This is a genomic window from Streptomyces sp. CGMCC 4.7035, assembly GCF_031583065.1.
GTDB classification, from domain to species: Bacteria; Actinomycetota; Actinomycetes; order Streptomycetales; family Streptomycetaceae; genus Streptomyces; species Streptomyces yaanensis.
The window spans coordinates 756,621-767,865 of the sequence record NZ_CP134053.1; the positions used below are offsets into that span (position 1 = coordinate 756,621).

Consider the following 11,245-nt stretch of genomic DNA (forward strand, 5'->3'; position numbering starts at 1 on the left):
AGTCGTCGGACTCCACTGTCCCGTCAGGGCCCTGAGGGACTCGTGTGAAGAGCCCCGCGGTGTGCCACCGGTGCCCTAAAGCTCGATCGTAGGCTGTCTTCGGCCGATGACCAGCTCAGGGCGAGCGTCGGACAGGGACGCGGTACCGGTGAGAACCATCGTGTCGGCCAGTTCCTCCGCCACCGCTCCGAGCAACCGGGCAACGCCTTCGCTGCCCTCTGCGGCAAGCGCGTGCAGCACCGGCCTGCCCATCAGCACGGCGTCCGCACCGAGGGCTGCCGCGGCCAGCACATCCGACCCGCGCCGGACACCGCCGTCGAGCAGGACCGGGCAGCGGCCGTCCACCGCGGCGGCAATCTCCGCAAGCACATCCAGGGTCGCCGGGGCGCGGTCCAGCTGCCGGCCGCCGTGGTTGGAGACGATGACCCCCGCGGCTCCCGCCTTGATGGCGAGCTCGGCATCCTCGGCTGCGAGCACACCCTTGACCAGGACCGGCAGCGCCGTGATCGAGCGCAGCCAGTCGAGCACGGTCCAGTCGAGCCCGGGGTCGAAAGCGGTCCGGCTGTGTTCGGAAGGCGAGGAGAAGTCGCCGGGCGGGAGGTTGGCCGGCAGGACGCCGTCCGGCAGCCGGAACCCGTTGCGCTCGTCGCGAAGCCGCCGACCCAGCCGCGGCGTGTCCACAGTGAGCACCAGCGCCTCAAAACCCGCCGCTTCGGCCGTCTCGATGACATGCCGTGTCACCGAGCGGTCCTTGAAGCAGTACAACTGCAGCCAGGGTGCGATCGTCGTGGCGGCAGCGATGTCGGCGAACCGCCGACCGGCGAAGGTGCTGACCACGAGCGGGCAGCCCGCGCGGTCCGCGCCGCTCGCCGTCGACACCTCGCCGCCGTCGTCGAACGCGCTGTGGTACGCCATCGGCGCGACGGCGATCGGCGTGCGCCAGTGCCGACCGAGGATCCGGGTCTTCGTCGACGGCTCGCCGCACCCGGTCAGCACCCTCGGACGCAGGCGGACGGCATCGAACGCGTGGACATTCGCCAGGACCGCGCGCTCGTCGCCGGCCCCGCCTTCGACGAAGTCCCATAGGTGTCGGTCCATCACCTCATGTGCGGCCGCCTGGTAGGCCTGCGCGGTCGGCACGGGCACCCGGTGCTCCCCGCCGTTCACGAGCCGGCGACGGCGGTGTTCTCGGCCTGGCGCTCCACCGCCTGGTAGAGCGCCTTGATGTTCCCGCTGCCGAACGTCTTGGCTCCGTGCCGGTCGATGATCTCGCTGAAGTAGGTCCGCCTGGGGTGTTCGGAGCGGGCGAAGATCTGGAACACGTCACCCCAGTGGTCCCGGTCCACCAGGATGTTCAGGTCTCGAAGGGTCGGTACCCGGTGGTGGAGCTCGCCGAGGCGGTCCGCGAGGGCGTCGTAGTAGGCGCTCGGCGTGGTGAGGAACTCCACTCCGCGGGCCTGCAGGGCGGGCACCGCCTCGGTGATGTCGTCGGTTCGGAAGGCCAGGTGCTGCACCCCCGCACCGTCGTGCGCATCGAGGAACCCGGCGATCTGTCCGGGTTCCTTTGTCGTGTCCGGCTCAATGAGGGTAAAGGTCGCCCCACCGGAGCGGCTCTGCACCACCGTCGAGTCCATTGCCTGGCCTCCCACCTCCACGTACTCCTCGAAGATCTGCTCGAAGTCGAGAACCTTCCGGTAGAAGTCGGTCGTCGGGCGCAGCGCACCGGCGGGCAGGCAGACCGCCACGTGGTCGATCTCCTGGAGTAGATCCGCCGCCCGACCCGGCCCGGCCTCGGGGCCGCGCGGCACGAACCGATGCACGACGTCGCCGAAGCCCCTGATCTCGGGCGCGACCGTGCCGGACGGTGCGGTGACGACGTCCGCCCCGCGCCGGACCGCCTCTTCGAACGCTTCCTGAACGTCTGCGACGGCGAATGCTATGACGCCCACCCCGTCGCCGTGCCTGGCGACGTAGTCGTAGGCGGGATGCCCCGGGACCGTCGACGTGGTGAGGACGAGGTCGATGTCCCCTTGCTGGACCAGGAGCGACTGCACACCGGGCTCGCCGTCCCGTGACCGGAACGTCCCCCCGTCACGGAAGCCGTACGTGGCGCACCACGTATGCGCGGCCTCGCGGGCGTCCTCGACGTAGAACTCGACGTACTCGATACCGAGAATATCCATCACTGGGCCCACAATCTGTCGTTGCTGATGGCTGGAAGGCGGCTATGGGAGAGGCGAGGGGAGGCGCGGGTCTGGTTGGCTCGGCCATTGACACGGGAGTTCGCCGGGAGGCGCTGAAATGCGAAAGGCCGGCGATCCTGGCGGGTCGCCGGCCTTCCGCTGCTGTACCAGGGGGCGCATGCCCAGGTGGAAGGTGCATTGTGTACGGCCTCGTCGACACGTTCCGGCGTGGCTCCCAGGGCCGACCGGTCCCGCACGTCGGTGACGTCGTCCCACGGATCGGGCGTGGCTGCCTCGAGTTCCATTTCACCGCCGCGTCGGGCCCGTCCGCCGGTCAGCCCGGCGCGGGTGACGCCGACAACGGGCTCCACGTCGATGCCCTCCGCCTCCTCCGGCATGTGGAGGGCGCGCGCCACCTGGCGGCTGGGCATCGCCATCACCTTCCCGCAGCTCTCTCTCGGGATCTCGCAAACGCCGCCCGGGACGGCGTAGGGAACCCGGCCGACGGCCGGGAACGGGGCGTTCCGGTAGAGCAGGGCCTGTTCCCTGGGAGCGGTGACCGGGAAGGCGGCCGTACGTCTCGAACGCCGACAGCAGGCAGGTCGTCAGACCGTCCCGCCGCCCGGCGCTCCGCATGCCGCCCCCCGACCGACCTCCGTTGAGCCCACCTGCCGCCCTGCTACGGACTGCGGGCAGCCATCGCCGGAAACGGAGGATGCTGTCGCGCGGTGCCTGCCCGGCGGAACTCGGCGAGCTGCGTGTGTCGTATGCAGCGGGGCCGGCGCGTTCGCACCCTCACACTGCGGACGTAAGCCGTCGTCGCGTTCGGCCCCGCGGGCGTGGCAGGTATGACGATCGGGCATGGGAGGCCCCCGGTAGTCGGTCCAGCGATGGAAGACGACAGTGGGGCTCCGTCGCCCGGCTCGTCAGCGTTGTGGGCGGGGAGCCGTTACCACTGCCACTCGCGCTTGTTGAACAGGTGCTCCGCGGTGATGCCACGGTCCGCGCACCAGCCGAGGAACTCGTCGATCTGCTTGAGCTGGTAGGTGTCTTCGTTGTACGTCGTGGCCATGACGTGCCCCTGCCAGCTCTCCTCGCCCATGGCGTAAATGTAGGCTTCCTTCGAGCCGAGTTCCTCCATGATCGCGCCGGCCTGTGCCGCGTTCGAGCCCGACAGTTTGCGCGACCGGCTCATCTTCTTCGGCACCGGAACCGTCAGAATCGCCTGGTAGAGCCAGGTCAGCGGAGCGCCATCGCACTCCATTCCCAGGAAGGCCATGTCGGCCGTGCCCAGGTGCTCGCGGATGTAGCGGTACAGCACCGGATCGATGCCTGAGGAGTCCGCGCCGATGAACACCTTCTTGCCGGCCAGTTCCACCCAGTACGTCGACTTGGACCGGATGTCGAGGTCGGAGTGCTCACCCAGGAACGGCGTGGCCGTCACCTTCCCGCCGGGGAAGGGAACCTCGTCGAATTCGTCGACCTCGATGACGGTGAAGCCCAGGTGCCTGAGGTACGCGCCGATCGAAGGGTCGCAGATGCTGCCCTTCGACGAGCGCGGCACGACCACGGCGCCGACCCGCCCGCGCAGCTGCAGGAGCGTCTCCAGCACGACGTGATCCTGGTGCCCGTGCGTGATCAGGACCAGGTCGATGTGATCCGGCAGGTCGTCCAGGGTGTAGCGGTCGCCGACGGTGTTGTCGGCGCTGATGAAGGGGTCCGCCACGATGGCGGCCTGTGGGGTTTGGAGCACCAGGCACGCGTGCCCGAAGTAGCGAATCCGGCCCCCGGCCTCGATGTGCCGGTCCTCGCTCAGGCTCGGCTTGGAGTCGAGCAGCCGGTCGAGCCAGACCGCCTGGGCGTCGTCGAGTTCGAGCGCCTCACGCAGGCGCGCGGTGGTGGTGGGCTGGATCCTGGCCTTGAAGAGCTCGTCCAGACCGGCGTGACGGAGGGGCAGCGGCAGGTCCAGCACATCGGGCGAGGGCAGCCGCGGCGTGCTCAGGATGAACGGGCGCTCCACTCCGGTCTCCAGCGACAGCTGGACCGACTGGCGTCCCTCGTCGTACATCGGGCTCTTGTAGGCGACCGGCTCGAGGAAGTGCAGCGACGCCTGGTTGCCCGCGTCGTAGGCCATTTCCGCCAGGCCGTTGAGCGCACTCGGCAGCTTGGGGTACAGCGGGGTGAGGTCGTAGCCGGTCGCCGACTCCCGAACCAGTTCCGCACCTTCGGTGATCGCCGCGGCGAACTCCAGCATGCCTGCCCGATCGCGCTTGATCGACGCGATGAGGTCGGCCACCTCGGCCTTCCGCTCCTCCTCGATGCCGACGAAGTATCCGCCGCGCATCGCCGGGTTGGCGACGGCCGCGATGTGCACCTGGGGATTCTCCACGTACGACTCGAGGAGCGGCAGCTGTAGGTATGCCAGATTCATGGCGGCCTGCACCGGCGCGACCGTGTAAAGCCAGGCATAGAAGCGGTCGACCAACGGCTCGATGATCGCCGCCGACCTCAGGTAACGCGGCTCGCCGACATCGCTCATCAGAGTCCTCCACATAGTTAATGGCAATCCGTGGCCACGGGAATGTTTGGGACGGGCCGACCGGCTATCTACTCCGCGCTCGGCTGGCTACGGAGGGAACAGGCTGGGGCCTGTGGGAGCCACGTCTCGGCCACCACGCGCATGGCACTACGGGATCTCACTATTGCATCAGGCCAGGACCGGGCTCAACTACAGTCCGGCGCACAGAGATTCGCACCGCACGGTCGGCCGCCCGGAACCTATGGATGTTCAACTGAGGCGCTGTCGCAGTTGAACGCGCAGCTCGCGGTTGGTCGAGTCCCGGCCTTCGGCTGTTCGAGCCGACCTTGATCGGCTCGGCGTAACTGGGTCATAGTGAGCTGTGCGCTCCCGGAGCGACATCGGGAGTGCACGGTTTCCGGTCACGCGGTGAACGCCGATCCCTTCGCAGGGCACGCGGAACCCGGGCTGCGCTCCGAGCGTTCCGCCGTGGGCGTGTGCCGACGTCGGCGGCTCCTTGCTTCCGGCATGGTCAAACCCATTCAGTTTCCGAGAAAGGGCGGCGTGATGAACCCGTTCGACGATCCCGATGCCAACTTCTTCGTTCTGGTCAACGAGGAGGGACAGCATTCCCTCTGGCCCGTCTTCGCCGAGGTCCCCGCGGGCTGGAAGACGGTGTTCGGCGAGGCCGGGCGCGACAAGTGCCTTGAGTACATCGAGACGAACTGGACCGACATGCGTCCCAAGAGCCTGATCGAGGCAATGGAAAAGCTGGAGCAGGAGAAGCAGAACAGCTAGTCCGCCCGGGCGGCACGCACATCGGGCAGGCCACGCCGAGAGCTGTTCGTAACGCGGAACATCTGTGCCGCATCCAGGCCGCCCGTCTGGTGGGCAGGGGCCTGCTATCGGAGGAGGACCCATGACCATCGACACTGCACGCGCTCACACCATCGGCAGCGCGTTCCTGGACTGGGCCGCCGAACGCCCCGAACAGGTCGCGCTCACCATCTATCGCGGTTCCAGTGAGACGGAACACCCCAGCCTCACCTACGCGGAACTCGCCCGGAGAGCCGGTCGGCGTGCGGAAGAACTGGCGTCGCGGCTTTCCCCGGGCGAGCGGGTGCTCATCTCCCTGCCGACCGGAACCCAGTTCGTCGAGCTGTATCTGGCATGCATGTTCGCCGGGCTGATCGCTGTGCCCACGCCGCCCCTGGGCGGCTCGGCCATCGCCGCCGAGCGCGTCGCGGTGATAGCCGGTGACTGCCGGCCCGGCCTGGCGTTCACGACTCCTGAGAGCAAGGACGTCACAGCCGAGCGGCTCCGCTGCCATGGGCTCGGACACATCCCCGTCGAGACACCGGGTGACGTCTCCCCGGGCGAGGCGCCGGCCTCGATCCTGCGCGAGCGGAACGTGTCGTCGGACACGCTCGCCGTCCTGCAGTACAGCTCGGGTTCCACGGGCTCACCCAAGGGAGCGATGCTCGACCACGGGAACATCCTCGCCAACGTCGCGGCGCTTCGCGCCTTCGGCGGTATCGGAGTGCCCGGCGACTCGTTCGGCAGCTGGATGCCGCTCCACCACGACTTCGGTCTGTTCGTGCAACTGACAACCGCCCTGCTCCATGGCGTTCCCAGCGTCCTGATGTCCCCCTCCGTGTTCGTCAAGCGGCCGGTGGAGTGGTTCCGGATGATGGACCGCTTCGGGACCACGGTGACCTCCGCCCCCGACTTCGCGTTCGGCCTGTGCCTGCGGCTCATCCGCGATGACCAGCTCAAGGGCCTCGACCTGTCGAAGGTGGGCTGCTTCGTCAACGGGTCCGAGCCCATCGACGCCTCGACGATGGCCGCGTTCGCCAAGCGGTTCGCGGGCATCGGCCTGCGGCCCGAGGTGTAAACGCCCGGCTATGGCATGGCCGAGACGACGGTGTACGTGTCGTCCACCCCGCGTGACCGGGAACCGCGGGTCCTCGTCGTCGACCCCCGCCAGGCCGAGGCCGCCGAAAACCCCAGGCTCGTCGTCACGATGGCCGGCGCGGGCAAGGAAGTCGTGGGCGTCGGCATGCCCGGGGCGCACGAGACGCGGATCGTCGACCCACAGACCTTCCAGGTGCTGCCCGACAGCGCGATCGGCGAGGTCTGGCTGCGCGGTGACAGTGTCGGGCGCGGCTACTGGGACAAGCCGGAGCTGAGCGCCCAGGCCTTCCGGGCGCGCGTTGCGGGCGACCCCGACGACGCACCCGGCTGGCTGCGCACCGGCGACCTGGGATCCGTCGTCGACGGCGAACTGTTCATCACCGGCCGGCTCAAGGAGATGGTGATCGTCCGGGGCCGCAACCTGTTCCCGCACGATCTGGAGCAGGAAGCCCGCCTCGCCCACCCGGCCCTCCAGGGATTCGTCGGCGCCGCCTTCGGCGTCACCGCGCCCGACGAGCGGATCGTGCTGGTCCACGAGGTCGATCCGCGCGTACCGGCGGAGGATTTGCCGGGCGTTGCAAAGGACGTCCTGCGCCGGCTCACGGCCTCCTTCGGCGTCCCGGCCCGCAACATCCTGCTGGTACGCCGGGGCACCGTCCGCCGCACCACCAGCGGGAAGATCCAGCGACAGGCCATGCGCGACATGTTCCTCGCCGACGCCATCCCGTCCCTGCACAGTGAACTCGACGCCGACGTAAGGCGGCTCAGAGCGGTCGATGCGCCGTGACAGCACCACGAACGGGGGGCCGAGCGGAAGTTTCCATCCTGGAGGAGACGCTCGGCGACCCGGGCCAGGCTGCCCGGGAGAACGCAGAGCTCGACGCCGCGGAGGAGTTCCCCGCGGCGAGTTGCGCACGCCTCGACGCCTTCGGACTGGCCGCGTACTACGTCCCGGCCAGGTTCGGCGGGAAGCTCGACGATCACGAAGTCTTCCTACGGCTCCTGCGGACGGTCGCGCGCCGTGACGTGAGCGCCACGGTGGCGCACGCCAAGACCTATCTGGGTGTCGCGCCGGTATGGGTGGGTGGAAGCCCGGAACAGGCCGCCGGCGTTGCAGACGTCGTACTCTCCGCTGGCCCGGTGGGCTGGGCGCTGTCCGAGCCGGAGCACGGCGCGGATCTGCTGAACGGCTCCTGCACGGCCACACCCCAGGCGGGCGGCTACCGCCTCGACGGGGTGAAGTGGCCGATCAACAACGCCACGCGCGCAGACCTGCTCACCGTGCTCGCCCGCACAGGCGAGCACGGCGGGGCACGCGGGCACAGCCTCTTCCTCTTCGACAAGACGCAAGCGGCGAGCGGCACCTGGCGGGCGCTGCCCAAGGTGCCCACGCACGGCATCCGCGGCATCGACATATCAGGCATCGAATTCACCGGCGCCGGGCTTCCGGCCACCGCCCGCATCGGCGCGGAGGGCACCGGTGTCGAAACGGTGCTACGCGCACTCCAGCTGACCCGCACCATGTGCGCGGTCCTCTCCCTCGGAGCCGGCGAACACGCACTGAGACTCACCGGGCGCTTCGTCGCGACCCGGCTCATTCAACGGCGCCCCCTCATCGAACGCCCCTATCCCGCAGCGATCCTCGCCCAGTCCGCGGCACAACTCGCCGCTGTGGAAGCGGCGGCGCTCGTCGGCAGCCGCTCCATCCACAGCCTCACCGAGGAGATGAGCGTCGTCTCCCCGGTGGTGAAGGCACTCGCTCCCACACTGGTCGACTCGATGCTCGCGGAACTGGCCGAGCTGCTCGGCGCACGCTCCTTCCTCACCGGGGTGTACGAGCACGGTGCGTTCCAGAAAGTGCGGCGCGACCACCAGGTCGTGTCGATCTTCGACGGCAGCACCCCGGTCAACAGAGCCGGCCTGATCCAGCAGTACCCCAGGCTGGTGCGCGGCTTCGCCAAGGGCGCCGCCGACACGGACGGCCTGCGCGAGGCCGTAGCGGTCGGCGAGCCGGTGCGGAACCTGGACCACACGGCTCTGACACTCATGTCGCGTCGGGGGTGCTCGCTCGTCCAGTCGCTCCCCGGGTTCGTCGCGTCCCTCGACACCAGGACGGTCCCCAACGGCCTGGCGGAGCATGCCCACGCGCTGTGCACCGTCGTCGAGCAACTCCACGCCCTCATGGCGGACACGCGTCCGGGGGCCAGACCTCCCATGGCCGCCTACGAGCTGGCCGCTGCCTACGAGCTCTGCTACGCGGGCGCGGCCTGCCTGCACCTCTGGTGCACCGGCGAGAGCGGTCACCAGGGCGAACCACTATGGGAAGACGGGCTCTGGGTACGGGCCGCGCTTCGCATGCTGCTGGCCAGGATCGCCGACGTCCTGCGGATGCCGAAGCCCGCAGCCGCCCCCGGAGACGACCGGATCGACGGACCGCTCTCCCTTCTTGTCGCGGAGGCCGCGCAGACCGGTGCCGCGGTGACGCCGTTCGGCGACCCGATGCCCCTGCCGGTCACGGAACTGGGAGGCCCCAGTGGGCGCTGAGGAACTGGACGCACTGCTCGGCGACCCGTGGGACGAGAAGAACCCGTTGGGCTACGCCGCCATCCTCGACGCCGACGAGCGGCACGAGATGCTGGCCGAGGGCGAGAGACTGCTCGACCGCTTCTGCATGAACGCCGAATTCGTACCGGCCGCATACGGTGGCCGCCTCACCCGCGCCGACCGCCTCGCCGGCATCCAGCGCACGCTGTGGCGGCGCGATCCGTGCCTGGGACTGGGCTACGGACTCAGCTCGTTCATCGCATCGGTCAACATCTGGACCTCAGGAGATGAGGCCCAGCGCAGCCGCGCCGCCGAACTGCTCCTGAACAACGGCCGGATCGCCGCTGCCTTCCACGAACTCGACCACGGCAACGACTTCGCCAACGCGGAGTTCACCGCACGACGCCGCGACGGGCGATGGCTGCTGACCGGCCGCAAGGAGATCGTCACCAACCTGCGGCGCGCCGAGGCGATCGTGCTGTTCGCCAGGACGAACGAAGCCGCGGGCAGCCGCAGCCACAGCCAGTTCCTCATCGCACGGGACGAGCTGCCCGCCGCCGCCGTGCGCGATGTGCCGCGCTTCCTCAGCTCCGGGATGCGGGGCGTCGCACTCGGCGGAATGGATTTCACCGACTGCCCCGTACCGGCCGACGCGCTGCTCGGTGCGGAGGGCCAGGGCATGGAATCCGCCCTGCGCGCCTACCAGATCACCCGGGCCATCACCCCGGCCGTGTCCGTCGGCCCCCTCGACACCGCGCTGCGCGCCGCGCTCGGCTTCACCCTTGAACGCCGGCTCTACGGCGGGACCGCCGCCGACATCCCCTACGTCCGCGCCGTCATCGCCCGTGCCTACGCCGCCCTCCTGGCCATCGACGCCTTCTCGGCGGTCGTGCTCAGAGCGCTGCACCTGTCGCCCGCGATCGCGCTCTACGCCCCCGCCGCCAAGTACTTGACCTCCCAGATCGCGCTCGACGCCGTCGAGGAACTGCGGTCGGTGCTGGGCGCGCAGGGATATCTGCGCCAGGGCCCGTACGCGATCTACCAGAAGATGGCCAGGGACATCGCACCGGCCACCTTCGCGCATATATCGCGCACCGGCTGCCTGGTGATGATCCTGCCTCATCTCCCGCGACTGGCCCGGCGCTCCTGGCTCAAGGACTCTCCGGCAGCAGAGGAGCTGTTCGACCTCGGAGGCGATCTCCCCCCGCTGGAACCGGGCCGGTTGACGGTGGGCGTTCCGCCAGCCGACGCGCTCATCGGCACACTCGCCGAAATCGGCGGGCGGGAGCCGGACGGCGGACCCGTGAGCCGCCTCGCGGCCCGCTTCCTGGACGAACTGCACGCGCTGCGCGACGCCTGCGCGGCGCTGCCGCCGAGGGACATCACGATCGGCGCCGCACCGGAAGCCTTCGCCCTGGCCGACCGTTACACCGTCCTTCTCGCGGCAGCATCGGTGCTCGCCGTGTGGGACCGAGCCGGCGACCGCTACGGCGAAGCCGAACTGATCGGCGTCCTCGACCGGCTCGCGGCACGCCTCGGCGGCCGCTCGGTACTCACCGCTGCCGAACGCGAGAGCACGGAAGAAAAGCTCTTCGCCGCCGCCACAGAGCGCCATCTGGACCACAAACTCTTCGATCTGACCGCCCGAGTGACACTGGGCTGAGGGAAGACAGTCATGACTGAGCACGGACCCACTGTCATCGAACCGACAGCGGAGAACATCGCCACCTGGCTCCTGGAGCGCGTTGCGTACTACCTCGATGAGCCGACAGAGGCAATCGACGCAGAGGCGCCCCTTGCCCATTACGGACTGGACTCGGTGTATGCCTTGGCCCTCTGCGGCGACATCGAGGACACCCTGAGCGTGTCCATCGAACCCACTTTGATCTGGGACGTGGAAAACCTCGTGGATCTCACCGGGCGCCTTGCCGAACTGGTGGCCGAGCGCCCCCGGCAGTGACCGGTCTCCGAGTACCCGGCTCACCCCGGACGTCGCTCGGACCCACTCGTAGATCGAGGCCGCTACGGCCTGGTTCCTCCAGATCCTGATTTTTTGTCGTCGTGTCAAGCATTGAGGTTGGCAGTC

7 protein-coding genes and 2 pseudogenes are annotated in these 11,245 nt (G+C 69.1%); 5 read left to right on the top strand and 4 right to left on the bottom strand.

From position 1 onward, the window contains the following. Nucleotides 1-75: 75 nt before the first annotated feature. From Q2K21_RS03290 to Q2K21_RS03305, 4 genes are all read right to left on the bottom strand, one after another. Nucleotides 76-1,146 (bottom strand): alpha-hydroxy acid oxidase, encoded by a 1,071-nt coding sequence (locus tag Q2K21_RS03290; protein WP_310764163.1) that lies wholly within the window; start codon nucleotides 1,144-1,146, stop codon nucleotides 76-78. 17 nt (nucleotides 1,147-1,163) lie between these two features. Continuing rightward, nucleotides 1,164-2,183 carry a 4-hydroxyphenylpyruvate dioxygenase gene (hppD, locus tag Q2K21_RS03295; protein WP_310780567.1) on the bottom strand — a complete coding sequence of 340 codons (1,020 nt, stop codon included), beginning with the start codon at nucleotides 2,181-2,183 and terminating at the stop codon, nucleotides 1,164-1,166. Next, nucleotides 2,183-2,614: a hypothetical protein gene (locus Q2K21_RS03300; protein ID WP_310764165.1), complete on the bottom strand. Its 432-nt coding sequence runs from the start codon at nucleotides 2,612-2,614 to the stop codon at nucleotides 2,183-2,185. The genes hppD and Q2K21_RS03300 overlap by 1 nt, the downstream gene beginning before the upstream one ends. Nucleotides 2,615-3,132: 518 nt before the next feature. After that, entirely contained in the window at nucleotides 3,133-4,722 is a 1,590-nt protein-coding gene (locus Q2K21_RS03305; protein ID WP_310764167.1) for an MBL fold metallo-hydrolase, read from the bottom strand. Nucleotides 4,723-5,268: 546 nt separating this feature from the next. Here Q2K21_RS03305 and Q2K21_RS35975 point away from each other — a divergent pair. The 5 genes and pseudogenes from Q2K21_RS35975 to Q2K21_RS03330 form a co-directional block, all read left to right on the top strand. Next, a pseudogene (locus Q2K21_RS35975) lies at nucleotides 5,269-5,361 on the top strand (MbtH family NRPS accessory protein); the annotation flags it as partial. A 259-nt stretch (nucleotides 5,362-5,620) separates the two neighbouring features. After that, nucleotides 5,621-7,402, top strand: a pseudogene (locus tag Q2K21_RS03315) (fatty acyl-AMP ligase). Next, a complete protein-coding gene (locus Q2K21_RS03320; RefSeq protein ID WP_310764170.1) occupies nucleotides 7,399-9,159 on the top strand; it encodes an acyl-CoA dehydrogenase in 1,761 nt (586 codons plus the stop codon). The pseudogene Q2K21_RS03315 and the gene Q2K21_RS03320 overlap by 4 nt, the downstream one beginning before the upstream one ends. Beyond that, complete coding sequence (locus tag Q2K21_RS03325) at nucleotides 9,149-10,822, top strand: acyl-CoA dehydrogenase (protein WP_310764172.1); 1,674 nt, start codon at nucleotides 9,149-9,151, stop codon at nucleotides 10,820-10,822. Before Q2K21_RS03320 ends, Q2K21_RS03325 begins: the two co-directional genes overlap by 11 nt. Nucleotides 10,823-10,834: 12 nt before the next feature. Next, nucleotides 10,835-11,119, top strand: a complete 285-nt coding sequence (locus Q2K21_RS03330; protein WP_310764173.1) for an acyl carrier protein — start codon at nucleotides 10,835-10,837, stop codon at nucleotides 11,117-11,119. Nucleotides 11,120-11,245 lie beyond the last annotated feature (126 nt).